The sequence below is a fragment of the Amycolatopsis sp. NPDC059021 genome, assembly GCF_042739895.1.
Classification (GTDB): Bacteria; Actinomycetota; Actinomycetes; order Mycobacteriales; family Pseudonocardiaceae; genus Amycolatopsis.
The window spans coordinates 127,320-149,543 of the sequence record NZ_JBHYIQ010000004.1; the positions used below are offsets into that span (position 1 = coordinate 127,320).

The 22,224-nt window shown below is 68.5% G+C and carries 24 protein-coding genes; 15 read left to right on the top strand and 9 right to left on the bottom strand.

Features of this window, described 5'->3' with window-relative positions; genetic code table 11:
• Positions 1 to 69 precede the first annotated feature (69 nt).
• The 7 genes from ACFWX1_RS03365 (at position 70) to ACFWX1_RS03395 (ending at position 7,376) form a co-directional block, all read left to right on the top strand.
• Positions 70 to 714 carry a hypothetical protein gene (locus ACFWX1_RS03365; protein ID WP_378383326.1) on the top strand — a complete coding sequence of 215 codons (645 nt, stop codon included), beginning with the start codon at positions 70 to 72 and terminating at the stop codon, positions 712 to 714.
• Positions 715 to 757: 43 nt separating this feature from the next.
• Positions 758 to 1,237 carry a hypothetical protein gene (locus tag ACFWX1_RS03370; protein WP_378383328.1) on the top strand — a complete coding sequence of 160 codons (480 nt, stop codon included), beginning with the start codon at positions 758 to 760 and terminating at the stop codon, positions 1,235 to 1,237.
• Positions 1,234 to 1,890 (top strand): TetR/AcrR family transcriptional regulator, encoded by a 657-nt coding sequence (locus ACFWX1_RS03375; RefSeq protein WP_378383330.1) that lies wholly within the window; start codon positions 1,234 to 1,236, stop codon positions 1,888 to 1,890. The genes ACFWX1_RS03370 and ACFWX1_RS03375 overlap by 4 nt, the downstream gene beginning before the upstream one ends.
• A 23-nt stretch (positions 1,891 to 1,913) precedes the next feature.
• Complete coding sequence (grpE, locus tag ACFWX1_RS03380) at positions 1,914 to 2,384, top strand: nucleotide exchange factor GrpE (protein ID WP_378383332.1); 471 nt, start codon at positions 1,914 to 1,916, stop codon at positions 2,382 to 2,384.
• Entirely contained in the window at positions 2,381 to 4,219 is a 1,839-nt protein-coding gene (locus tag ACFWX1_RS03385) for a dynamin family protein (RefSeq protein ID WP_378383334.1), read from the top strand. Before grpE ends, ACFWX1_RS03385 begins: the two co-directional genes overlap by 4 nt.
• A gap of 221 nt (positions 4,220 to 4,440) precedes the next feature.
• Positions 4,441 to 5,160: a hypothetical protein gene (locus ACFWX1_RS03390; protein WP_378383336.1), complete on the top strand. Its 720-nt coding sequence runs from the start codon at positions 4,441 to 4,443 to the stop codon at positions 5,158 to 5,160.
• Between the two features lie 392 nt (positions 5,161 to 5,552).
• Positions 5,553 to 7,376, top strand: coding sequence for a phosphoenolpyruvate carboxykinase (GTP) (locus tag ACFWX1_RS03395; protein ID WP_378383338.1), 1,824 nt, complete (start codon positions 5,553 to 5,555; stop codon positions 7,374 to 7,376).
• Between the two features lie 71 nt (positions 7,377 to 7,447).
• Here ACFWX1_RS03395 and ACFWX1_RS03400 read toward each other — a convergent pair whose 3' ends face one another.
• The gene (locus tag ACFWX1_RS03400; RefSeq protein WP_378383340.1) at positions 7,448 to 7,726 is read right to left on the bottom strand and encodes a hypothetical protein; all 279 of its coding nucleotides are present in this window, start codon (positions 7,724 to 7,726) and stop codon (positions 7,448 to 7,450) included.
• Positions 7,727 to 7,841: 115 nt separating this feature from the next.
• Here ACFWX1_RS03400 and ACFWX1_RS03405 point away from each other — a divergent pair, with 115 nt between their 5' ends.
• The 4 genes from ACFWX1_RS03405 (at position 7,842) to ACFWX1_RS03420 (ending at position 11,274) form a co-directional block, all read left to right on the top strand.
• Complete coding sequence (locus ACFWX1_RS03405; RefSeq protein ID WP_378383342.1) at positions 7,842 to 8,732, top strand: LLM class F420-dependent oxidoreductase; 891 nt, start codon at positions 7,842 to 7,844, stop codon at positions 8,730 to 8,732.
• Positions 8,729 to 9,334 (top strand): ATP-binding cassette domain-containing protein, encoded by a 606-nt coding sequence (locus ACFWX1_RS03410; protein ID WP_378383344.1) that lies wholly within the window; start codon positions 8,729 to 8,731, stop codon positions 9,332 to 9,334. Before ACFWX1_RS03405 ends, ACFWX1_RS03410 begins: the two co-directional genes overlap by 4 nt.
• Positions 9,334 to 10,584: a hypothetical protein gene (locus ACFWX1_RS03415; protein ID WP_378383346.1), complete on the top strand. Its 1,251-nt coding sequence runs from the start codon at positions 9,334 to 9,336 to the stop codon at positions 10,582 to 10,584. Before ACFWX1_RS03410 ends, ACFWX1_RS03415 begins: the two co-directional genes overlap by 1 nt.
• 78 nt (positions 10,585 to 10,662) lie before the next feature.
• The gene (locus ACFWX1_RS03420; RefSeq protein ID WP_378383348.1) at positions 10,663 to 11,274 is read left to right on the top strand and encodes an EndoU domain-containing protein; all 612 of its coding nucleotides are present in this window, start codon (positions 10,663 to 10,665) and stop codon (positions 11,272 to 11,274) included.
• On the opposite strand, the gene ACFWX1_RS03425 is transcribed toward ACFWX1_RS03420, so the two are convergent.
• Together ACFWX1_RS03425 and ACFWX1_RS03430 are read right to left on the bottom strand one after the other, a co-directional pair.
• Positions 11,234 to 11,503: a helix-turn-helix domain-containing protein gene (locus tag ACFWX1_RS03425; protein ID WP_378383350.1), complete on the bottom strand. Its 270-nt coding sequence runs from the start codon at positions 11,501 to 11,503 to the stop codon at positions 11,234 to 11,236. The two genes, ACFWX1_RS03420 and ACFWX1_RS03425, sit on opposite strands and share 41 nt — an antisense overlap.
• A 149-nt stretch (positions 11,504 to 11,652) precedes the next feature.
• Positions 11,653 to 13,257 (bottom strand): alpha/beta hydrolase, encoded by a 1,605-nt coding sequence (locus tag ACFWX1_RS03430; protein ID WP_378383352.1) that lies wholly within the window; start codon positions 13,255 to 13,257, stop codon positions 11,653 to 11,655.
• A 184-nt stretch (positions 13,258 to 13,441) separates the two neighbouring features.
• On the opposite strand from ACFWX1_RS03430, the gene ACFWX1_RS03435 reads away from it, so the two are divergent.
• The 3 genes from ACFWX1_RS03435 to ACFWX1_RS03445 all read left to right on the top strand — a co-directional run bounded on the left by ACFWX1_RS03435 (position 13,442) and on the right by ACFWX1_RS03445 (position 16,067).
• A complete protein-coding gene (locus ACFWX1_RS03435; RefSeq protein WP_378383354.1) occupies positions 13,442 to 13,720 on the top strand; it encodes a DUF3311 domain-containing protein in 279 nt (92 codons plus the stop codon).
• Positions 13,717 to 15,372: a monocarboxylate uptake permease MctP gene (mctP, locus tag ACFWX1_RS03440; protein WP_378383356.1), complete on the top strand. Its 1,656-nt coding sequence runs from the start codon at positions 13,717 to 13,719 to the stop codon at positions 15,370 to 15,372. Before ACFWX1_RS03435 ends, mctP begins: the two co-directional genes overlap by 4 nt.
• Positions 15,373 to 15,485: 113 nt before the next feature.
• Positions 15,486 to 16,067 carry a peroxidase-related enzyme gene (locus ACFWX1_RS03445; protein WP_378383358.1) on the top strand — a complete coding sequence of 194 codons (582 nt, stop codon included), beginning with the start codon at positions 15,486 to 15,488 and terminating at the stop codon, positions 16,065 to 16,067.
• A gap of 6 nt (positions 16,068 to 16,073) precedes the next feature.
• Here the strand turns inward: ACFWX1_RS03445 and ACFWX1_RS03450 are convergent, their stop codons facing one another.
• The 5 genes from ACFWX1_RS03450 to ACFWX1_RS03470 form a co-directional block, all read right to left on the bottom strand.
• Complete coding sequence (locus ACFWX1_RS03450; RefSeq protein WP_378383360.1) at positions 16,074 to 16,370, bottom strand: hypothetical protein; 297 nt, start codon at positions 16,368 to 16,370, stop codon at positions 16,074 to 16,076.
• A gap of 1 nt (position 16,371) precedes the next feature.
• Positions 16,372 to 17,301: a GNAT family N-acetyltransferase gene (locus ACFWX1_RS03455; protein WP_378383361.1), complete on the bottom strand. Its 930-nt coding sequence runs from the start codon at positions 17,299 to 17,301 to the stop codon at positions 16,372 to 16,374.
• Between the two features lie 243 nt (positions 17,302 to 17,544).
• Positions 17,545 to 17,706 carry a hypothetical protein gene (locus tag ACFWX1_RS03460; RefSeq protein WP_345396244.1) on the bottom strand — a complete coding sequence of 54 codons (162 nt, stop codon included), beginning with the start codon at positions 17,704 to 17,706 and terminating at the stop codon, positions 17,545 to 17,547.
• A 242-nt stretch (positions 17,707 to 17,948) separates the two neighbouring features.
• The gene (locus tag ACFWX1_RS03465) at positions 17,949 to 19,139 is read right to left on the bottom strand and encodes an AAA family ATPase (protein WP_378383363.1); all 1,191 of its coding nucleotides are present in this window, start codon (positions 19,137 to 19,139) and stop codon (positions 17,949 to 17,951) included.
• Positions 19,140 to 19,289: 150 nt separating this feature from the next.
• Positions 19,290 to 20,048 (bottom strand): MerR family transcriptional regulator, encoded by a 759-nt coding sequence (locus ACFWX1_RS03470; RefSeq protein WP_378383365.1) that lies wholly within the window; start codon positions 20,046 to 20,048, stop codon positions 19,290 to 19,292.
• Between the two features lie 234 nt (positions 20,049 to 20,282).
• On the opposite strand from ACFWX1_RS03470, the gene ACFWX1_RS03475 reads away from it, so the two are divergent.
• Complete coding sequence (locus ACFWX1_RS03475) at positions 20,283 to 20,825, top strand: DoxX family membrane protein (RefSeq protein ID WP_378383367.1); 543 nt, start codon at positions 20,283 to 20,285, stop codon at positions 20,823 to 20,825.
• Between the two features lie 88 nt (positions 20,826 to 20,913).
• On the opposite strand, the gene ACFWX1_RS03480 is transcribed toward ACFWX1_RS03475, so the two are convergent.
• Complete coding sequence (locus ACFWX1_RS03480) at positions 20,914 to 22,203, bottom strand: acetyl-CoA C-acetyltransferase (protein WP_378383369.1); 1,290 nt, start codon at positions 22,201 to 22,203, stop codon at positions 20,914 to 20,916.
• Positions 22,204 to 22,224 lie beyond the last annotated feature (21 nt).

Consider the following 22,224-nt stretch of genomic DNA (forward strand, 5'->3'; position numbering starts at 1 on the left):
GTTATTCCTGGTTGCGTACCAGCGCGAACGCGGCGTGAACCGGTGGTTTCCCGGCGTACATTGGATTTTGTGCGCCTAGAAAACACGACGTCCTGGCGGGTCGGCTGGGGCAGCGAGTCCGAGGTCGACGTCGCGCTGTACGTGCGCGACGCCCTCGCGCTGTCCGTGGAAGACGGGCCGGTGCTGCCACCGGTCGAGCCGGACGTGCCGGTGCACATCCCACCGGGACTCGACCGGGCCGCGATCCAGCGTGACTGGTCCGGCTGGTGGACCGAGCTGCTCGGGTTCCTCCGGGTCCGCGACGATCCCGACCCCCGCAACCCGCGCGGCCGCTTCCGGCGCGGCGGGCTGGGCGACGGGGCCGCGATGCGGCACGCGATGGAGTACTTCACCGCGCCGGCGTCGCGGCATTTCGCCTCCTCGCGCGGACCGGCGTTCCGCGGCGCCGGCGAGCGGCAGGGCGACCCGTGGGCACCCGGGTTCTACCGCCGCCAGATCGTCGCCGGCGAACGCCTCGGCCAGCTGGTCCGGGAGGCCGAGGTCCGGCTCGGCAGGCGCGCGTACCCGTTCCGGCTCGCGGTCATCGAGATCTCCGTGGCCGGGCCGGTGTGGCTGCGGGCGGCCGAGGACCAGGTCCTGGTGTCGTCGCGATTCGCCGAGGACGGGCCGCGGCTGGAGGCCGCGCTGCGCGAGGTGATCGACGAGCTCGTCTGACCCGAGTTTGATAAACCGAGCGGCCGGTCTAATAATGTCCGGTATGGAGACGGTCATCGACGAGCCTGGGTGGGTTCGCCAGGGTTCGTGGTTTGTGTGCCCATTGGTCGGCGCCGCGATCGGCGGCGGGCTCTACGCCATCGCGAGCTGGGTGGTTTCGCTCGCCTGGTTCCCGTGGCAGAAGCCGTTCCAGCTGATCGCGCAGATCCCGAAACCGTGGGCGCTGGTCGGCCTGCTCGTCCTCGGCCTGGTCGCGGGCTGGCTGTTCGCCGCGGTCTGGGCGGACCAGCGGCTGATCGTGACCGTCGCGCCGGGCAGCGTCCGGCTCCAGCGGGGCAAGAAGAAGCGGCGCATCGAGGCCGAGGTGACCGCGGTGTTCAAGGACGACAAGGAACTCGTGCTGCTCGGCGTCGAAGGCAGGGAACTCGTGCGCGAGAAGACCGACCTATCCGAAACCGACCTGGCGAAGGGCTTCACCGGCCATGGCTTCCCCTGGCTGGACGAGCCGCCGGCGGAGCGATGAGAAAGGTCGACCCGGCCAAGCACGCGGCCAAGCGCCAGGCGATTCTCGACGCGGCCGTCGGGTGCTTCGCCGAGAAGGGCTTCGAGAAGACGACGACCGCGGACATCTGCCGTGCCGCCGGCATCTCCTCGGGCAGCCTCTTCCACTACTTCCCCACCAAACGCGCGGTCTTCGTCGCGATCTTCGCCGAGGACGGGGAGCGAACCGCCGGATTCCTCGCCGAGGCCGCGAAAGCTGAGGATCCGCTCGCGGCGTTGTTCGACGTCGTCGACCGGCTCTCCGCCGATGTCGCCGAGCCGATCCTCGTCCGCCTCGTGCTCGAGGTCGCCGCGCAGGCCGCGCGGGACGAGGAGTTCGCCGCGCTGATCCGGCGCAACGAGGCCGCGACGCGTGACGGGCTCCAGGTGCTCGTCCAGCGCGCCGCCGACGCGGGGCTGATCGACGCGTCGATCCCGCCACTGTCCGCCGCCAACTGGATCACCGCGCTCATGGACGCGCTGATCAGCCGGGCGAACATGGATCCCGAGCTCGACGTCGCCGCCGAGCGGGCCATGCTCAAGGTGATCTTGACGCGGTTCCTGCGCCCGGATTCCGCGGTTTCGGCCCCCGGTGGCGCGCAGATGCCCCAGACTGGTGGAATCTCCCCGGAGTGACGGGGTTCCGGACGGGGGTCGCGATGGCGTGGTTTCGCAAGGGCGGCGGTGAGGACACCGACGAGCCGACGGGGCAGATCGCCGCGGCCGTGATCGAGGCAGCCGATCGCGCGGGAACCGAAGACGCCGACGACGCGTCGAAGCCCGATGTGGACGCCGTATCCGTAGCCGCGCACGTCGATTCCGCCGACCTGGAGCGCGCACTCGCCGACCGCCAGACGCTGATCCAGCTCTGCCTCTACGCACTGGACCGCGCCCGCAGCGGCGGCGTGGTCGAACGGCTCGAACACGGCCTCGCCGGCATCGGCGTCCAGGCGCTGCGCCCGGACGGCGAACGGTTCGACCCGGCACAGCACGAGGCGGGCGGCGCCGTCGCGACCGAGGATCCCGCGCTCGACGGCGTCGTCGCCGAGACCGAGGTCGCCGGATTCGCCGATCACGGCAAGCTGCTGCGCGCGCCCATCGTCACGGTGTACGCGAAGAAGGCACCGTGAACGCTCCGGTCAGCGCGCCGACCCTGCCCGCGCAGGTCAAAGCCGCGCAGGAGCAGTTGCTCGGCGTCGTCCGCGAAGCCGATCCGCAGACCGCCAAGTGGGTCGAGGACATCCGCAAGGCGCGGCAGGGGCGTCCGTCGGTGGTGGTCGTCGGCGAGACCAACCGCGGGAAGAGCTCCCTGGTCAACGCCCTGATCTCGGCGCCGGGTCTGTCCCCTGTGGACGCCGATGTCGCGACAGCGACGTATCTGGTCTTCGAACATGCCGGGCAATGGGGTGCGCAGGCGTGCTACCCCGGGCAGCTCGCGCCGGTGCCGATCGACCTCGGCCAGCTGATCAACTGGGTCTCCGCGGCGCACGAGCTGCCGCCCGGCCAGATCCCGCCGCGGTACGTCGAGGTGAGCGGGCCCGTCCCGTTGCTGGAGCGGATCACGATCGTCGACACCCCCGGCGTCGGCGGGCTCGATTCGATGCACGGCGAACTCGCCAAGGAGGCCGCCGCTGGCGCGACGGCTCTGCTGTTCGTCGTGGATGCTTCGGCGCCGTTCACTTCGACCGAGCTGCAGTTCCTGCGCGACGTCGGCGACCGGGTCGAAACGGTCGTGTTCGCACTGTCCAAAGTGGACGCCTTCCGTGGCTGGCGTGAGGTCTTGGAGGCCGACCGCCAGCTGCTCGCCGAGCACGCGCCCCGCTTCGCCGACGCGGTGTTCCACCCCGTGTCGGCGAGGATGTTCGAGACCGCGGCGAAGGCGCCGAACGAGCAGATGGCGGCGATGCTGCGGGAAAAGTCCGGTATCGCGCCGCTGCAGGTCGCGCTGCAGGAACTCCTAGTGGGCCGCTCCGCGATGCTCGGCGAGGCCAACACACTGCGCGCGTTGTCCAGCGCGCTCGGCGAGCTGAAGGCAAAACTGCAGGCCGAGAGCCGCGCGTTGTCCTCCGGCGAGGCCGAGGCCGAACAGCTGCGGGAACGCCGGGATCAGCTGACCGCCGACCGCCGCACGTCGACGCGGGGCTGGCAGCTGAAGCTGCGGGCCGAGGTCCAGCGCACCCGCGTCGAGATCGGGCACGAGAGCAGCCGCGAGATGCGGGACGCGCAGTCGCATTTCCGCCAGGTGATCGACGCCGCCAAGCGCGACGAACTGGCCGCGCTCCCCCAGCAGGTCGACATCGCGCTGCAGACGACGTCGCAGCGGATCTCGATGCAGCTTTCCCAGCGGCTGAACCAGGTCACGAACGTCTCGCTGGCCGAGCTGTTCTCACCGGAAGAACTCGACGTCATCCGCGCGCAGTTCCTGCGGGCGGGCGGCCCGCCGGTCGTCCTGCGCCCGCCGGACAAGAAACCGCCGACGGCCGAGGACAAACTGCTCGTCTTCATGGGCATCTCGGGCGGTGTCGGGGCGGGCAAGATCGCCGCGCTGCCGCTGGCCGGGGTCGCCATCCTCAACCCGGTGGTGCTGCCCGCGACGATCATCATCGGCCTCGGCGCCGGCTGGTGGATGGCGCGCACCCGCAAACACGCGTCGGACAAACAGCACATGAAGCAGTGGCTCGTCGAGGCCATCGCCGACGCGCGCTCCACGCTCGACCAGCTGGTCGCCGAACAGCTCATCGAGGCCGAACAGCAGCTGTCGATGGCACTCGACGAGGCGCTCGGCCGCCGCATCGACGCCATCGAGGCCGAGCTGAAGGAAGTCGACAAGACGATCAAGATGGGCGCGCAGGAGCGGGCCAAGAAGATCGCCATCGTCTCGAAGCGGCTCAAGGACGTCAGCGAAGGCCGCGACCGCGCCGAAACCCTGCTCGCCCACATCCGCTCGCTCCGCGACAACCACTGACCCGGACACCGCTCCCCGGCGGGAGCGAGGGACCTTTACTACCGTTCGCCGTCACCCGCTGAGACGCGCTCCGGCACCTGGTGGCGCCGGAGCGTGACCACACGGGTGGGTCTGTGGACAACCTGTTGTGGACCGGAACCGAACCGGCATACGGTGAGTCATATCCTCGACAAACAGGTCAGCGACATCCGGCAGTACCCGGTCGGTAAGGGGGATTACCCATGTGGGTCGACGAGAGCGGTGGCACCGACGCGGACGCCAGCGGCCCGAACGCGATGACCGTCCACGTCGACGGCCAGGACTACCAGGCCGAGGTGAACTACGACGCCAACGAGGACGGCACCAACGACACGGCGCTGGTCCAGCACGACGACGGCACCGCGCAGGCCTTCATCGACACCAACCACGACGGCGTCGCCGACCAGTACGTCGTGATCGACTCCACCGGGCACGCCGTCGACCAGGCCGTATACGACGAGCGCAGCGGCCAGTGGGTCCACTCGGGCGGGCACCACACCGGCGGGGACGACTCCGGCCGTGACTCGGGTTCCGGCGGGCACATCCACGCGGACCTGCCCAGCGGCGAGGTCGACGCCGGCGTCGCCACCATCGACACCGACCACGACGGTCACAACGACACCGCCGTGGTGCAGACGAAGGACGGCGGCACGATCGCCTTCACCGACAAGAACGGCGACGGCGAAGCCGACATCGCGGTGCAAACCGACGCGAGCGGGCACACCACCACCTTCGAGCACACCGGCAAGGGTCAGTGGACGCAGACCGGCAGCGGCCTCATGGATTCCGAGTCCGCGCCGTCGGCGGCGATGTCCGGTGGCGACCCGGCGAGCGACGCCGCGTGGGGCCGCCCCGGCACCGAAACGCTGGAGGGCGTGGCCAAGATCGACTCCGGCACCGGACAGTGGATCAGCCCCAACTAATGGCAAATTAATGTAATCCAGGTCACATTCCCGCGATTCATCGAGGGCCCGGCGCGCACGCGTGCCGGGCCTTTGCCATACCCGGCGGGGTGCAATTCGGCATCGAATGTGTGACCCGGCCCCGGCGTTGTGGCCTCGCTCACCGAAGGATTTTCGGCGGATGGCCCGTTCCGGTGACGACTGAATCGATTCCCTTATCGTTCTTGTGAGAGAACCGACAGGTCAGCTCTCGGTTACCTGCCGGTCATCCGGCTACTCTCGGGGAATCCCAAAACCCGCACACCGGTCTCCCCGCCGGTGTGCGAAGCCATTCGGTCGCCGGCAATGAGGCCCGCATCCGGACAACGTCGTTCCGGTGTGGGCTCTTTTGTCGTCGGAAGTCAGGAGTAGAGATGACCGCAGTCGCCATCCCCGGACTGGACAACGCGCCGACGACGCACAGTGGCGTGCTGTCCTGGGTCAGGGAGGTCGCCGAGCTGACCACCCCCGACCGCGTGGTGTGGGTGGACGGTTCCGACGAAGAAGCCGCCAGGATCAACGCGGAACTGGTCGAAGCGGGCACTTTCGTGCAACTGGACGCGAAGCCGAACTCCTACTGGGCCGCGTCCGACCCGAATGACGTCGCCCGTGTCGAGGAACGGACCTTCATCTGTTCCGAGCGCGCGGAGGACGCCGGGCCGACCAACAACTGGATGGACCCGGCCGAGATGAAGGCCACCATGACCGAGCTGTTCCGCGGCTCGATGCGGGGACGCACGATGTACGTCATCCCGTTCTGCATGGGCCCGCTCGGCGACGAAAACCCCAAACTGGGCATCGAAATCACCGACTTCGCCTACGTCGTCGCCTCGATGCGCGTGATGACGCGCGCGGGCAAGGCCGCGCTGGACAAGTTCGTCGCGCCCGACGGCACCGAGCGCGAGTTCGTGCCCGCGCTGCACTCCGTCGGCGCGCCGCTGGAGCCCGGCCAGCAGGACGTGCCGTGGCCGTGCAACCCGATCAAGTACATCTCGCACTTCCCCGAGGAGCGGCTGATCTGGAGCTACGGTTCCGGCTACGGCGGGAACTCCTTGCTGGGCAAGAAGTGCTACTCGCTGCGCATCGGCTCGGTCATCGCCCGTGACGAGGGCTGGCTGGCCGAGCACATGCTGATCCTCAAGCTGATCTCTCCGGAGAACAAGGTCCACTACGTCGCGGCCGCGTTCCCGAGCGCCTGCGGCAAGACCAACCTCGCGATGCTCCAGCCGACCATTCCCGGCTGGCGCGCGGAGACCCTCGGCGACGACATCGCGTGGATGCGCTTCGGCGAGGACGGCCGCCTGTACGCGGTGAACCCGGAGTTCGGCTTCTTCGGCGTCGCGCCCGGCACCGACTGGCACACCAACCCGAACGCGATGCGCACCATCGAAAAGGGCAACACCGTCTTCACCAACGTCGCGCTTACCGACGACGGTGACATCTGGTGGGAGGGCATGGAGAACAAGCCCGCCCACGCCACGTCCTGGAAGAAGCAGGACTGGACGCCGGAGTCCGAGGAGAAGGCCGCGCACCCGAACTCGCGCTACTGCACGCCGATGTCGCAGTGCCCGATCCTGGCGCCGGAGTGGGACGACCCGAAGGGCGTGCCGATCTCGGCGATCCTGTTCGGTGGCCGCCGCAAGACCACGGTGCCGCTGGTGAACGAGGCCCGCGACTGGCAGCACGGCGTGTTCATGGGCGCCACCATGTCGTCGGAGACCACGGCCGCCGCGGCCGGTGCGGTCGGCAATGTCCGCCGCGACCCGATGGCGATGCTGCCGTTCCTCGGCTACCACGCCGGTGACTACTTCAAGCACTGGCTGGACCTCGGCAAGAACGCCGACGCGAACAAGCTGCCGAAGATCTTCTACGTCAACTGGTTCCGCCGCGGTGACGACGGCCGGTTCCTGTGGCCGGGCTTCGGCGAGAACTCGCGCGTGCTGAAGTGGGTGCTCGAGCGTGTCGAGGGCAAGGGCAACGCGACCGAGACCCCGGTCGGTTTCGTGCCCAAGGCCGAGGACCTCGACACCGAGGGCCTGACCGAGCCGCTCGCCGACATCCAGGCCGCGCTCGACGTCCACGCCGAGGAGTGGCGTCAGGAACTGCCGCTGATCGAGGAGTGGTTCGAGAAGATCGGCGACAAGGTGCCCAGCTCGCTGCGTGACGAGCTCGACGCCCTGCGCCAGCGTCTCGGCTGATCCGGATTCCGATCGAAGGGGACGTGCCTCGTTTCGCGAGGGACGTCCCCTTCGTGCTTTTACCAGCCGATTCAGCGATGGATTTCGTCGAGGTAGGTCAGGTTCAGCGGCCTGAACATGTTCTCCCTCGCCACCGCGCTGAGCGCCGAATCGTGCAGGCTGTAGCCGCTGCTGTCGGCGAAACTGGTCAGTGCGTGCGATTTTCCTTTCCGGTCACGGAATTCGATGCCCCAGCTGAAGACCTCGTCCTCGCTGTGCAACAGGAAACCCCGCGCCGCCGAGGCGTCGACCAGTGCTTGCGCGGCTTCGAGCCGCCGCCGTTCGGCGTGTTCGATTGGATTTTCGGCCATGTGACCACGCTATTGCGATGCACGCCGTAACGCGCGTTGCCGACCGGTTGAAGTCGCGGCGCCGGTGTTTACCGTCGTAGACATCTCCCGCGTTCGGGTGAGTACCGTGAGGACCATGTCCGACGCTGGGGTGAGACCGTTCAGATTCGGCGTGACCATGACCGCGCCCGGATCGCGTGCCGCGTGGGTCGAGAAGTGCCGCAAGGCCGAAGAACTCGGCTACGACGTCATCGGCGTTGCCGACCACCTCGGCATGGCCTCGCCCTTTCCGGCGCTGGCCCTCGCGGCCGAAGTGACCGAGCGGGTGCGCCTCACCACCTTCGTGCTCAACGCCGGTTTCTGGAACCCCGTCCTGCTCGCCCGGGACGTCGCCGGCACCGACCAGCTCACCGAAGGCCGCCTCGAACTCGGCCTTGGCGCGGGGTACGTCAAGGCGGAATTCGACGACGCCGGGATCCCGTGGACGAGCGCGGGCAACCGCGTCGACACGCTGGAACACACGATCAAGACACTCAAGCGGCTGTTCGCCGACCAGGAGCACGAACCCGCGCCCGTCCAATCGCCCGGTCCGCCCCTGCTGATCGCCGGGCTCGGCGACCGCGTGCTCACCCTCGCCGCCGAACACGCCGACATCATCGGCTTCACCGGCACGCGGAAGACCGACACCCGGACGTTGATTCCGGTCGACGCGGCCACGATCGGCGAGCGCGTCGAGTTCGTCCGCGACAAGCTCGGCGGTCGCGATGCCGAGCTGAACCTGCCTCCCCGCTACGTCGAGGTGACCAAGGATCGCAAGGCCGGGCTGGAAAAGGTACGCGAGCGGATCAAGGGAGAGCTGACCATCGAACAACTGGCGGACGTGCCGACCGCGCTGATCGGCACGCCGGAGCAGATCGCCGAGCAGCTCGTCGCCACTCGCGCGCGCTTCGGGTTCAGCTATGTCAGCGTGCTGGAACGCCATTTCACCAGGCTGGCGCCGGTGCTCGAACTGGTGCGCGGCCGATGATCGACGCGAGGGCGATCGGCGTCCGCGCCGGCGACGTCTGGCTGTTCGACGAGCTGGATTTCTCCGTCGACGCCGGCGAATGCGCGGTGATCGTCGGGCCGAACGGGGCGGGCAAGTCGACACTGCTGCGTTGTCTCTACGGGATGCAGAAACCCCAGCGCGGCCGGGTGCTCGTCGACGGCGCTCCGCCGGACGAGCGCAAGGTCGCCTTCCGCCGCAAGGTGTCCGTGCTGCTCGACGACTCGGACTTCTTCGCGGAGCTGACCCCGGTGCAGCACCTGGAGCTGCTGGCCGGGACGTTCGGAGCGGACCTCGGCGACTTCGGCGCGCTCATCGCCGACGCCGGGCTCGAGGAGCGGGCGGAGGTGACCGCCGGGAGTTTCTCTGCGGGCCAGCGTCGCCGTCTCCTGCTGCTCGGCGCGACAGCGCGGCCGCACCAGGTGCTCATCCTCGACGAGCCCGAGCGCGCACTGGACGTCGCGGGCAAGGAATGGCTGGTCGAGCTGATCGGCCGGTCGACAGCGGCGGGCGCGGCCGTCGTGCTGGCCACGCACCATCCACCGCTGCTCGAAGCCGCGGACAGCGTCCTCGAGCTGTTCTGATGGTGACGCTCGGTGTCCGGACGCGCGTGCCGGGAAGGCGGCGGTTCGGCGGGATCTTCAGCGGGGACTACGGGACCTTCTACGCGTTGTTCGGTTTCGGCTTCCTCTTCACCGCGTTCTTCAATCTCGACCGGTGGCATCGAATCCTTTTCGGACAGTCCACAGCGGACTTCCCGGCGGTGCTGGGGCTGCTCGCGATCTGCCTGGCCTTCGCGTGGCGGGTCATGCTGCGGCGCGGGTTCGTCTGGGCCGAACCGGCCGAACTGACCTGGCTCGACTTCGCCCGCGCCGATCGGCGCCGGGTGGTCGGCGCCCGGCTGCTCGTCGTGTGGTCGGCGGTCGTGCTCGCCGCGGGTTACGCCGTCGCGCTGGTCGTCGCCGCGGGAGGCGGCGGCCGGGGCGTGTGGACCGCCGGTATCGCCCTGGTGGCCGCGTGCGCGGTGCTGATCTTCGCGACGGCGCGCCGTACCGCGCTCCGTGCCGACGTCGCGGGCCCGCTCGTGCTCGCGGTGACCGGGCTGGTGATCGCCGCGGCCGCGCTCGGCCCGCTGACCGTGCAGTACGTCGCGGGCGGAGTCCTGATCGTCGCGTGCGGTCTCGCGCTGGGCGGTGAGCCGGTCACCGGAGCCGGACGGCTGACGCTGGTCGAGGGCTGGAACGTCCGCGTGTTGCGTGCCGTCGCGGTGACGTTCATGGACCCGATGCTCGTGCTGCCCGAGTCGGCCCCGGTCGGACGGCTGTCGCTGCGGCGGCCGACCGCGTTGCGCCTGGCGTGGGCCGGTTTCGCCGGCCGGACGCGGTATCTCGGCGCGGCGGTCCTGCTCGCGCTCGGCGTCGCCGTCGCGCGGGTCGCGGTGCCCACGCTGCCCGCGGCCATCCTGGTCGGGCTCGGCGCGTTCATCGCGCTGGTGCCGTTCGGCGGCGGGCTCGGGGTGCTGTGGCGCAACCCCGGCCGCCGTCGCTGGCTCGCGACGTCCGACTGGGAACTGCGCCTGACGCACGGGCTGCTGCTCGCGGTCCTCGCGCTCGGCTGGTCGGCGCTGCTCGCGGCGGTGAGTCTCCTGGTGGGTGCCACCGTGCCCGCTGTCGTGTGGCTCGCGGTGCCGCTGGCGGTGCTGGCCGTGCTCCGTGCGGTGACCCGGAAGGAAATGGACTACACCGACGGCCGGGGTTTCAGCATGGCGCGTCAGTTCGTCCGCGGTGTCGATGTGCTGGTCATCGGCATTTTGGTGCTCTCCGTGAAGGGCTAGGCCCGCCCCGTTCCCGCTTTCGGGGCATTCTTCACGGCCGTTCGCGGGCTACCCTCTCTGCGACGAGAGGAGTAGCGCGTGGGTGGCGGGCACGCACCGGGCGTCGGGCGCCGGGGAACCAGCGAGTTCCCGTACGGCTGGAGCGACCGGCAGATCATCGCGGTGATCGAGGACGTCGCGAACGTTCCCGGCGAGCCACGACGCCGCCAGTACAACGGCCGGTGGCGTTGCGCCGGGGAACGCTACGGCGTCTACGTCGTGGTGCTGGCCGACGAGGACGGCCAGGTGCGGACCGGCTACCCGGTCGGCGGCCCCGGCGTCGTGCGCAATCCGGACACCCCGAAGGACCCGGCGAACCCGACGCTGGAGGACCTGACCGACAGCCGGATCACCTACTACGCCGACCGCGTGCTCAACCAGCTCGCCGACCGGATCCCGGCGGCGGACTTCACGCACTACCGCGCGTTGCTGTGGGCGGGCGAGTGGGAGGAACTCGTCGACGTCCTCGCCGCGCACGCCGTCAGCGTGGATCTGCACCTGAACACCGACGAGTTCGCCGACCTCGAACGGCTCCTCTACTCCTACGAGATCCCGCTCCCCGGCTTCGCGTTCCTGAACGACCGGAACAAGATCCTGGAGCGGCTGCGGCCTAACTCGCCTGGGACAGTGACGGCCTCGGCGGCTCAGTAGCCACTCGCAGGGCTTCGAGCGAGAGGTCGACGGCGTCCGCGATCGCGGCGACCGTGAAGAACGCCGGTGTGGGAATCCGTCCGGTCTCGATCTTGCGCAGCGTCTCGACCGAGATCCCGGCCTCCGCCGCGACGTCGGCCATGCTGCGCCCGGCCCGCGCCGCACGCAGGGCCAGCCCCAGCCGCTCGCCACGTTCGCGCTCTTCGTTCGTCAGCGGTACTCGCACCATGGGGCCAATACTAATACCACCCCCGCTACCACCCAACGATCACCAGAGTTATCCACCCCCTGTGGACAACTCTGTGCACAGGTGTGAAAAGCCCATGTGGAAAGACCCCGCCGAGCCGAAGCTCGACGGGGCCACAATCCCTAGGGGGTTCAGGCGCCGGCAGGCACCGGAAGTGGGACACCGGGCAGTTTCTGGTCGTTCGGGACCTTCCCGTCCACCAGGTAGTCCTCCACCACCTTGTCCACACCCGCGTTGCCGCCGGCGTAGATGCCGTGGTCACCCTCGCCGGTCACGGTGATCATCCGCGAGTTCGCGAACGCCTTGTGCGCGCGCTGTGCACCCTCGATCGGCGTCGCCGGGTCGTGCTCCGACTCGACGATCAGCACCGGCGGCACGCCCTTGCCGGTCATCGGCGGCAGCGGGGCGGGCGGGTTGTTCCAGAACAGGCACGGCTGGATGAACCAGCCCGCGCCGAGCAGCGGCTTCTGCTCGTCGATCAGCTTCTGCGACTGCCGGATCGCGCTGTTCGGGCTACCGGTCCACGGGCCCTCGTTGCACGGAATGGTCCAGAAGCTGGCGTCGTAGGCGTCGCCGTCGCTCGGCACCATCAGCGGCTGCGGGCCGGTCACCTTGTCGTTGACCTTGGCCTTGACCTGCTTCGCGGCCTCGGCCTTCTGCTGCTGCGAGGCGCCGCCCTGGGTCAGCGTCCGGACGTTGACCAGGTACTGGGCCAGCGGGATGAAGTTCCGCTTGTTGTAGAGCTGGCTCGCGATGAACGAGTCGAGCGCGTTGGCCGACACCGTGGTGCCGTCCAGCGTGACCGGGTGCTGCGTCAGCGCGTAGCGGACCTGCTCGTAGGTCTGCCGGGCCTCCTCGCCGGAGGCACCGAAGTGGTAGAGCTTGTCGTACTTCCCCAGCCACGGGAGGAAGTCCTGCCGCCAGCGGCGCTCGAAGCCGAGCGGCTGCCAGTCGAACGACTTCTGCCAGGTGGTGGTGAACTCCGTCGAGGAGTCCAGCAGGAAGCGGCCGGTGCGGGCCGGGAACTGCTGCGCGTAGTGCGCGCCCAGCCAGGTGCCCGCCGAGTAGCCGGCCCAGTTGATCTTGTCGCGGCCGAGCAGGACGCGCAGCAGATCGATGTCGCGCACGGTCTGGTCGGTGTTGATGAGCGGACCCAGCTCACCGGATTTGACCTGGCACGAGTGCGCCGCGTACCGCGTGGCGTCCAGGATCAGGTTCAGGTTTTCCCGGCGACGGTCCCGCGGGTCGAGGTCGCTGCCCGTGCCGATGGCGCCACCGCAGGTGATGTTCGTGCTCTTGCCGGTGCCCCGCGGGTCCATCCCGACGATTTCCTGGTTGGCCCGCAGCTTGGCCTGGTTGCGGAACCGGGCGGGGAAGTTGCGGCCGGGCGCGCCGGGACCGCCCGGGTTGGTGACCACGCTGTCGGTCGCCTTGCCGCTGGTCGCCTTGAGGCGGCTGACGGCGATGGTCAGGTCGATCTTGTCGTCGGCGCGGTACCAGTTGCGCGGTGTCTGGTAGGTCGCGCACTCGATGTCCTCGGCGCCCGGCGGCGGCGGTGTCGGCAGCTCGCTCGACGTGCACTTGTGCCAGGCCAGCTTCTGGTTCGCGTACTGCGCTGGGATGTTCGTGGAGTTCAGAGGCTGCTTCGCCTCCTCGCCCGCGAAGGCGGGCGTGAACCCGGCCAGCAGGGTGCCGGCCACGGCCGGGATCACCACCGCATAGCGGAGTTTCGTCATCCGGATGCCCCTTTGTGTCGGAATCTCTGGCTATTGATATCCGTCGGGGACAGAGGCGGCAACCGCCCTTCGTCGGCATCGTCACCATCACTGATCGAATCGATACCGGACTGGGGTGACGATGTCGTACCCAGGTTCTAGGGTCGTGCGGACGCGGTGTCGCGCGAGTGTTAGGTGAGGTCTGATGTCGTCTGCCAAACAGGGCGGGAAGGTGCGCGGGTTCCAGTTCAGCCCGTGGAACCTGCTCCTGATCATCCCGCTGTTGGTGCTGGTCACACCACTGTTCAATCTGGACGGACCCCGGCTGTTCGGGATGCCGTTCTTCTACTGGTTCCAGTTCGCGATGGTGCTCGTGGGCGTGCTCAGCACCGGGATCGTCTACTGGGCCACGAAAGGAAAACCGGTCAGTGACGAACCGGATCGGCTGAGTGTGGACGACCTCGACGCGGGGAGCGGCGAATGAGCAACCTGCAATGGCCGGAGCTGGTCATTTTCACCCTTCTTTTTCTGTTGGTGACGGTGCTCGGCTTCGTCGCTTCGCGGTGGAAGGCGGGTAACACGCTCGACCATCTCGACGAATGGGGTCTCGGCGGGCGCAAGTTCGGCTCGTGGATCACCTGGTTCCTGCTGGGCGGTGACCTCTACACGGCCTACACCTTCGTGGCGGTGCCCGCGCTGATGTTCGGCGCCGGTGCGCTCGGTATGTACGCGCTGCCCTACACGATCATTGTCTACCCGATCGTGTTGCTCCCGGCGCTGCGCATGTGGTCGGTCTCGCGGTCGCGCGGGTACGTCACCCCCGCCGACTTCGTCCGCGGCCGGTTCGGCTCGCCGACGCTGGCGCTGCTCGTCGCGATCACCGGCATCGTGGCGACGATGCCGTACATCGCGCTGCAGCTCGTCGGCCTCGAGTCGGTGCTGCGCACGATGGGCCTCAACGGTTCCGGCATCGTCGGGCACCTGCCGCTGCTGATCGCGTTCGTGATCCTGGCGCTCTACACCTATCAGTCGGGCCTGCGCGCGCCCGCGCTGATCGCGTTCGTCAAGGACATCCTGATCTACATCGTGATCCTGGTGGCGATCATCTACCTGCCGATCAAGCTCGGCGGCTGGTCGCACATCTTCGACTCCGCGGCGGCGAAGCTGGCCAAGCCGAACCCGGCCACCGGGAAGCCGTCCGGATCGATCCTGCTGACTTCGAACAACCAGCTCCAGTACGCGACGCTCGCGCTCGGCTCGGCGCTGGCGCTGTTCCTCTACCCGCACTCGCTCACCAGCGTCCTCGCCTCGCGCGGGCGCAGCGTGATCAAGCGGAACATGGTCGCGCTCCCGGCGTACTCGCTGCTGCTCGGCCTGCTGGCGCTACTCGGCTACGTCGCGATCACCGCCGGGGTGAAGCCGATCAACAACAACGCGACCGGCAAGCCGGACAGCAACACCATCGTCCCGGTGCTGTTCGACACCCAGTTCCCGTCGTGGTTCGCGGGCATCGCGTTCGCCGCTATCGGGATCGGCGCGCTGGTGCCTGCCGCGATCATGTCGATCGCCGCGGCGAACCTGTGGACGCGCAACATCTACAAGGAGTACATCAAGAAGAACGCGACGCCGGGTCAGGAGGCGAAGCAGGCGAAGCTCGCTTCGCTGATCGTGAAGTTCGGCGCGGTCGCGTTCATCCTGTTCATCGACCCGCAGTTCTCCATCGACCTGCAGCTCATGGGCGGAGTGATGATCCTGCAGACCCTGCCGGCGGTGGCGCTCTCGCTGTACACCCGGTGGTTCCACCGATGGGGCCTGATCGCGGGCTGGGTCGTCGGCATGGGCTGGGGCCTGATCATGCTCTACGGCATCCCGAACCCGGCCAACGGCAAGAAGCACTTCGGCGGTTCGGCGCTGCCGCTGGGCGACCTGTCGATCTTCGGCTGGCACCCGTTCGCCGGTTCGGCCGTGCAGATCTACCCCGGGTTCGTGGCGCTGATCGCGAACATCGTGGTGGCCGTGATCGTCACCGTCATCGCGCGGCAGCTGAAGGTGGTCAACGGCACGGACCAGACCGAGCCGGAGGACTACCACGCCGACGAGCACGACAAGGACCTCCGCCCCATCGGCGTCCACTAGTCCGTTAGTCCACAGAGGACGGTCCGTGGGGGCCTCCTTGAGGGACCCAGAGTCCCTCAAGGAGGCCCCCACGGACTTTTACGGTGAGTGCCGACCTGACTAGCGTGGAACCCATGAGCGAGTCGGTGAGCCGGTTCCCGGTGGTTGACCTCGAAGACCTGCCCGAGGACCTGCGCGAGCGGGTCGGCGAGATCGCGCGGAAGTCCGGGTTCGTGCCCAACATCTTCCGCGCGCTCGGGCACCGGCCCGCGGAACTGCGGGCCTTCCTCGACTATCACGACGCGCTCATGGACCGCGCCGACGGGCTGAGCAAGGCTGAACGCGAGCTCGTCGTGGTCGCCACCTCGGGCGCCAACCACTGCACCTACTGCGTCGTGGCGCACGGCGCGATCCTGCGTGTCCGCGCCAAGGACCCGCAGCTCGCCGACCGGGTGGCCAGCAATCCGTGGCAGGTCGAACTCGACGAGCGCGGCCGGGCGATCGTGGACCTCGCGCTCGCGCTGGCCCAGGATTCCGCGCTCTTCGGCGAGGCCGACATCGACGCCGCGCGCGAGGCGGGCCTGACGGACGACGAGATTTGGGACGTCGGCGCGATCACGGCGCTCTTCGCGATGTCGAACCGGCTCGCGCACCTCACGGCACTGCGGCCCAACGCCGAGTTCTATCTGCTGGGCAGGCTGCCGCGCGAGTCGTGAGCCGGATCAGTACCGGTAGAACGGGCCCGGCAGATCGCGCCGGACCTCGAATCTGGCCAGGAGCAGGCCGAAGAGCGCGCGGACGCGGTTGAGCGGTTTCGTCCAGATCCGTGGTGCGGGGCCGTAGTAGCGCGGGTCCTCATGCGGGGTGAAGGCGTCGCCGGTCAGCACGACCACCTCGTGCCCGCGCGGGCAGTGCCCGGACACCGAGATCATGCCGGGGGTCAGGTTCTCGACCCAGTCGACCTCGTCCACGCCGAGCAGGGTCCGGCGATCGCATTCGGCGCAGTAGACGACGAACATCTCACAGCTCCAACCGCCAGGTCTCACCGATCAGCTTCGGCCCGAAGTTCTCGGTCGGCTCCTCGCCGACCAGCCGGAAGCCGTTCTTGCGGTAGATGTCGCGGGCTGCCGTGAGCACCGAGACGGTCCACAGCTCCATCGCCGCGTATCCGGTCGCCCGTGCGAAGCCCACACATTCGCCGACGAGCCGCTTGCCGGCGCCGAGGCCACGCGCGCTCGGCTCCACGAGCAGCAACCGGAGCTTCGCGACCTGCGGGTCCTCGGCGCGCATGCAGAAGACGCTGCCCACCCGCTCGCCGTCGACCTCGGCGATCCACCCGGCCTGGCCGGGATCGTCGCGGCGGTCGGCGAAATCCGCGACGACCCGCGCGGTCAGTGCTTCGAACTGGTCGTTGAATCCGTACTCTCGGGCATACAACGCTCCGTGACGATGCACCACCCATCCGAGGTCACCCGGGCGTGGGAACCGCAAAACCAACGAGGGTGCCGTGGGCCGCCCGCGTACCACGCCGGCGATCGTGTCCATCGCGTCGAGCAGTCGTCGCTGGTCCTCGTCGGGGAACTGTTCGAGCAGCCCGCCGATGCGCTGGGAGCTGCGCTCGTTGAGCATCGCGAACGCGTCGGTGCCCGCCGGGGTCAGCCGGACGAGCTGGCGGCGGCCGTCCTCGTCGCAGCGTTCCCGGACGACCAGCCCGCGGCTTTCGAGCCTGGTGAGCAGTCTGCTCGCATACCCGGCGTCGAGATCGAGCTGTTTGCGCAGGTCGACGACGTAGACCTGATCGTGCTGGGCGAGTTCGAACAGCACCCGCGCTTCACTCAGCGAGTACTCGGCGTCGGCGGGTCCCTCGTCGAGAACGCCGATGACCCCGGTGTACAGGCGGTTGAAGGCGCGGACCGTGGCGACCCGGTCGGCGAGCTGCGTGTCGTTCACTGACCACCTCAACAAATTCGTTGACGCGGTCAAGCATTACTCCGAAAGGAGGCCGCGGGCAACTCATTTGCTGGCTTCTTGCACAGTGGCCGGACATATGGAAACCCCGTGATGCTGCCAGGTCGGGGGTCCGCCAGCATCACGGGGTCGTAGGGGGTATCGACGCGACTTTCCGTGGCGTTACACCCTGAGCACTATGTGGTGTAGGTCACTCGAATGGGCGACGACTACGTGGGTGACGCGTCAGCGCATGTAGCCCTGGCGCGCCTGAGCGATGGCGATCAGTTCCTGACGAACGGTCGCGGTGGCCGCGGTGTCAATCGCCCGGTTCAGCGCCCGGCGAGTGCGAGCCTCGGCGCGGCGGGCACGGAGCTTGGCGGCGATGTTGTTCATCGGTTTCTGCATCCCCTTCGAGGGTCTCGGTTGCTGTGTCTCTAGTATGCACCTTTTTTCACAAGGAAGCGAACGAATCGACGGTGACATGGCGCACTCGCCGATGAATCGTAGGCAAACTTGGCTTATCGCCGGAGAGACTTCGTGTCGCCGGTCACGTTTCGCTAACGCCCTAGAGCTGTCTACAGATCTCTAGGTTTTGGGCTATAGAGCCTTAGGCAGGCGCATACTCCGCGATAACGAGGTGCGGAAGCTCAGTCGCGGCCGAGCAGGTAGTGGCCGAAGTGCGGCACCGTGAACGCGATGTGCCCGCGCTCGGCCGAATACACCAGGCCCTTCTTCATCAGGCTGTCCCGCGCCGGCGACAGCGACGAAGGCTTACGGCCCAGGTAGACGGCCACATCGGCGGTACCCGCCGCCTCGTCGCGGCCCTGCGTCAGCTCCGCCATCGCGAGCAGGTACTCGCGTTCTGCCGGGGTCGCGCGCTCGTAACGCGAGCCGAAGAACCCGACGGCGAGCTCGGCCTCGGCCTCGGGAGCGGCGACCTGGACGTCCTCGACGGTGATCGGATCGGCCGGGGCCGCGTCCCAGGCCGCCTTGCCGTACGCCTGGATGAAGTACGGGTAGCCGCCCGACGCGTCGAACAGCGCGTCCAGCGCCTCGGGCTCGATCCCCGCGTCCTCGCGCTCGATCGGCGCCATCACCGCGATGTCGGCGTATTCGCGGTCGAGCCGGTCGATCCGCGCGTAGCGGAACAGCCGCTCGGAGTACGACTTCGACGCCGAGAGCACCGCGGGTACGTGCGGCAGGCCCGCCCCGACCACGACCAGCGGCGCCCCGGACTGCGACAGCTCATGGCAGGCCGCGCACAGCGCCGAGACGTCGTCCGGCTGAAGGTCCTGCATCTCGTCGATGAGCAGGGTGACGCCGGTGCCGACGTCGGCGGCGAGCTCGGCGACGTCGGTGAACAGCTCGACCAGGTCGATTTCGATGTCGCCGGAGTCGGCGCGGCCCTGCGCGGCCGGGACGTCGATGCCGGGCTGCCAGCGGTCGCGGAGCTTCGCGTCGGCCTTGTTGGCGCGCAGCGCGAACGCCTTGAGCACGGCGAGCACGTCCTCGACGCGGTCCGGTGCGCGGTGCCGTACCGCGAGGTCCCGGATCGCCCGGTGCAGTGCCGCCGACAGCGGCCGCCGCAGCTCCGCGTCCGGTCGTGCCTCGATCTTGCCCGCGCCCCAGCCGTGCTTGATCGCCATCGAGCGCAGCTCGCCGAGCAGTACGGTCTTGCCGACGCCACGCAGGCCGGTCAGCACCAGGCTGCGTTCGGGACGTCCGCGCGCGACCCGCTCCAGCACCACCTCGAACGCCTTCAGCTCGCGTTCGCGGCCTGCCAGCTCGGGCGGCCGTTGACCGGCGCCCGGGGCGAAGGGATTGCGGATCGGGTCCACTCTGCCACGCTATCGGGGTATCTAGCGTGAGCCCGATATTTGCGGATACACACCTAGCGCGTGTTGGCCAGGTTGGCCCGGATGGACGAGTCCCGCCATGCGCGGGAGACGGGCGGGTCTGCAGCCCCGCCCTCCTGGCCTGGTCGATACCTAGTCGGTCAGGTTCCGCTCCGCGTAGACGCGCATCGCGTCGCGGATGTACTCCGCCGTGCCGGCGCCGTACTTCTCGTCGTAGTTGCCATAACGCGGGTCGTCGACGTACAGCTGGCCGAGACCGGCGAAGTAGCACTTCGACACCGAGGACGTCGCGGGCCGCAGCCACTCGTACAGGCGCTGCGTGATCGCCTGCGCTTCAGCGCCGTCGACAGGCAGTCCGGTCGAGTGCGCCTCGCCGAACGCTGCCGCGATGTCGAGCTGCTCCTGCTGGAACGCCTTCTTCTGCTCGTCGCTCAGCGAGCGCCACCAGTCGGCACTCTTGCGGTAGGCGTCGGCGCCCCAGCGCTCGGTGACCTCCTTCTCGTACTTGGTGTGGTCGAATCCCTCGAACACTTCGTTGGCCATGAGTCGTTCACCTCCCTTCAGTTTCTTCACCGTGGTGCGTACCGACTCGATCTGTCGCTCCAGCCGCCGGCGTTCCTGATCCAGCAGCTCGAGATGCGTTTCCAGGGCGGCGACGCTGTCCCGTTCCCCGGCGAGCACCTCGGCGATCGCGGGCAGGCCGAGGCCGAGTTCGCGCAACAGCAGGATCCGCTGCAGCCGGACGAGCGAGTGCTCGTCGTAGTAGCGGTAGCCGTTGCCGCCGATCCGGCTGGGCTCGAGCAGGCCGATCGCGCCGTAGTGGCGCAACGTCCGGCTCGTCGTCCCGGCGGACCGGGCGAGGTCCTGGATGGACCACTCCGACCGCGTCATCTGCCCGCCTCCTTCCTGATCTCGTCGATGAAAACCACGATAGAAGTTGACGTAGCGTCAAGGTCAACCCTCGTGCCGCTATCGCTCTATCTCGCTCGCTAACGCTGTCTACCGCTATCTAGGGCTGAAGCAATATTCGGACATAGGCCGCTAGTACCGGTTTGGTGCCGGGCCGTGGGGGCATTCAAGGCGTAGGTTCGCGTTGCAGACTTCGGAACAAGGAAGGCAAGGACCGTGATACTCCGCCGTGTGGCAAGACCACTGCTCGCCTCGATCTTCATCTTCGGCGGGATCGGTGCGCTGAGGGACGCCCAGGGGCACGCGAAGGCCGTCGAACCGTTCCTCACCGACACGTTCGACAAGGTCGAGGGCATCGTCCCGGACGCCGTGCCGCGTGATCCCGCGACGCTCGTCCGGATCGACGCCGTGGTGAAGGTGACCGCCGGGCTCGCGCTGGCCGCGGGCAAGGCGCCGCGCTTGGCGTCGCTGGCCCTGCTCGGCAGCCTCGTACCGACGACGCTGGCCGGGCACCGGTTCTGGGAGAGCAAGGATCCGGCGGAGAAGCAGCAGCAACAGATCCAGTTCGTCAAGAACGCGAGCCTGGCCGGTGGGCTGCTGCTCGCGATTGGTGACACCGCTGGCAAGCCGTCCGTGGGCTGGCGTGCGCGTCGTGCCGCGAAGAAGGCGGGCGACTTTTCGGAAGACCTCGGCAAGAAGGCCGAGAAGCGCGCGAAGAAGCTTCGCAAGAAGGCCGCCAAGGCCCTGCCCGGCGGCTGACCCCAAGCGTGCTGAAGGGGACTTTCCTCGCATGAGATGCGAGGAAAGTCCCCTTCAGCGCGTCCTGTGAGAGGAAAGTCCCCTTCAGCTACTTCTCCAGGATGGCCGTGACGCCCTGGCCGCCCGCGGCGCAGATGGAGATCAGGCCGCGGCCCGAGCCCTTCTCGCTCAACAGCTTCGCCAGCGTCGCGACGATCCGGCCGCCGGTGGCGGCGAACGGGTGCCCCGCCGCCAGCGAAGAGCCGTTGACGTTCAGCTTCGCCCGGTCGATCGAGCCCAGCGGCGCGTCCAGCTCCAGCTTCTCCTTGGCGAACGCCGGGTCCTCCCACGCCTTCAACGTGGCCAGCACCTGCGACGCGAACGCCTCGTGGATCTCGTAGAAGTCGAAGTCCTGCAACGTCAGTCCGGCCCGCGAGAGCATCCGCGGCACCGCGTACGCCGGCGCCATCAGCAGGCCTTCTTCGCCGTGTACGTAGTCGACGGCCGCCGTCTGCGAGAACGTCAGGTACGCCAGCACCGGGAGCTTGTGCGCCTTCGCCCACTCGTCGGTCGCCAGCAACACGGTCGAGGCGCCGTCGGAAAGCGGCGTCGAGTTGCCCGCGGTCATCGTGCCGTCCTGGCCACCGAACACCGGCTTGAGCTTGGCGAGCTTCTCCGCGGTCGAGTCCGCGCGCAGGTTCTGGTCCCGCGAAAGCTTGAGGAACGGCGTCACCAGGTCGTCGAAGAAGCCGCGGTCGTACGCCGCGGCCAGCTTCTGGTGGCTCGTCGCGGCGAGTTCGTCCTGCGCCTCGCGGGTGACCTCCCAGATCTTCGCGGTCAGCGCCGCGTGCTCGCCCATCGAAAGGCCGGTCCGCGGCTCGGCGTTGCGCGGGATCTCCGGCACGATGTGGCCGGGGCGCAGCTTGGTGACCAGCTTGAGCCGGTCGGCCACGGTCTTCGCCGAGTTGAGCTGGATCAGGATCTGCCGCAGGTCCTCGTTGACGGCGAGCGGCGCGTCACTGGTCGTGTCGACCCCGCCCGCGATCGCCGAGTCGATCTGGCCGAGGGCGATCTTGTTGGCGACGTTGATGATCGCCTGCAGACCGGTGCCGCACGCCATCTGCACGTCGGACGCCGGGGTGGCCGGCGAGAGCTTGCTACCGAGCACGCTCTCCCGCGCGAGGTTGAAGTCCTTGGAGTGCTTGAGCACCGCGCCCGCGGCGACCTCGCCGATGACCTCGCCCTGCAGGGCGAACCGGCTCACCAGGCCGTCCAGCGTCGCGGTGAACATGTCCTGGTTCGACGCCTTCGCGTACGGACCGTTCGACCGCGCGAAGGGGATCCGGTTGCCACCGATGATCGCGACCTTGCGAATCGGTGACGCTTTCCTCGTGGCCATTGGATCTCGCCCTCTCTAGTC

Bases quoted from the DNA above. Each gene is read 5' to 3' on its own strand.
- mctP (WP_378383356.1), top strand. From the start codon at position 13,717: ATGAGCAACCTGCAATGGCCGGAGCTGGTCATTTTCACCCTTCTTTTT.
- ACFWX1_RS03460 (WP_345396244.1), bottom strand. From the start codon at position 17,706: ATGCAGAAACCGATGAACAACATCGCCGCCAAGCTCCGTGCCCGCCGC.
- ACFWX1_RS03405 (WP_378383342.1), top strand. From the start codon at position 7,842: ATGTCCGACGCTGGGGTGAGACCGTTCAGATTCGGCGTGACCATGACC.
- ACFWX1_RS03415 (WP_378383346.1), top strand. From the start codon at position 9,334: ATGGTGACGCTCGGTGTCCGGACGCGCGTGCCGGGAAGGCGGCGGTTC.
- ACFWX1_RS03445 (WP_378383358.1), top strand. From the start codon at position 15,486: ATGAGCGAGTCGGTGAGCCGGTTCCCGGTGGTTGACCTCGAAGACCTG.
- grpE (WP_378383332.1), top strand. From the start codon at position 1,914: ATGGCGTGGTTTCGCAAGGGCGGCGGTGAGGACACCGACGAGCCGACG.
- ACFWX1_RS03395 (WP_378383338.1), top strand. From the start codon at position 5,553: ATGACCGCAGTCGCCATCCCCGGACTGGACAACGCGCCGACGACGCAC.
- ACFWX1_RS03450 (WP_378383360.1), bottom strand. From the start codon at position 16,370: ATGTTCGTCGTCTACTGCGCCGAATGCGATCGCCGGACCCTGCTCGGC.
- ACFWX1_RS03435 (WP_378383354.1), top strand. From the start codon at position 13,442: ATGTCGTCTGCCAAACAGGGCGGGAAGGTGCGCGGGTTCCAGTTCAGC.
- ACFWX1_RS03425 (WP_378383350.1), bottom strand. From the start codon at position 11,503: ATGGTGCGAGTACCGCTGACGAACGAAGAGCGCGAACGTGGCGAGCGG.
- ACFWX1_RS03375 (WP_378383330.1), top strand. From the start codon at position 1,234: ATGAGAAAGGTCGACCCGGCCAAGCACGCGGCCAAGCGCCAGGCGATT.
- ACFWX1_RS03400 (WP_378383340.1), bottom strand. From the start codon at position 7,726: ATGGCCGAAAATCCAATCGAACACGCCGAACGGCGGCGGCTCGAAGCC.
- ACFWX1_RS03480 (WP_378383369.1), bottom strand. From the start codon at position 22,203: ATGGCCACGAGGAAAGCGTCACCGATTCGCAAGGTCGCGATCATCGGT.
- ACFWX1_RS03470 (WP_378383365.1), bottom strand. From the start codon at position 20,048: ATGACGCGGTCGGAGTGGTCCATCCAGGACCTCGCCCGGTCCGCCGGG.
- ACFWX1_RS03370 (WP_378383328.1), top strand. From the start codon at position 758: ATGGAGACGGTCATCGACGAGCCTGGGTGGGTTCGCCAGGGTTCGTGG.
- ACFWX1_RS03410 (WP_378383344.1), top strand. From the start codon at position 8,729: ATGATCGACGCGAGGGCGATCGGCGTCCGCGCCGGCGACGTCTGGCTG.
- ACFWX1_RS03390 (WP_378383336.1), top strand. From the start codon at position 4,441: ATGTGGGTCGACGAGAGCGGTGGCACCGACGCGGACGCCAGCGGCCCG.
- ACFWX1_RS03430 (WP_378383352.1), bottom strand. From the start codon at position 13,257: ATGACGAAACTCCGCTATGCGGTGGTGATCCCGGCCGTGGCCGGCACC.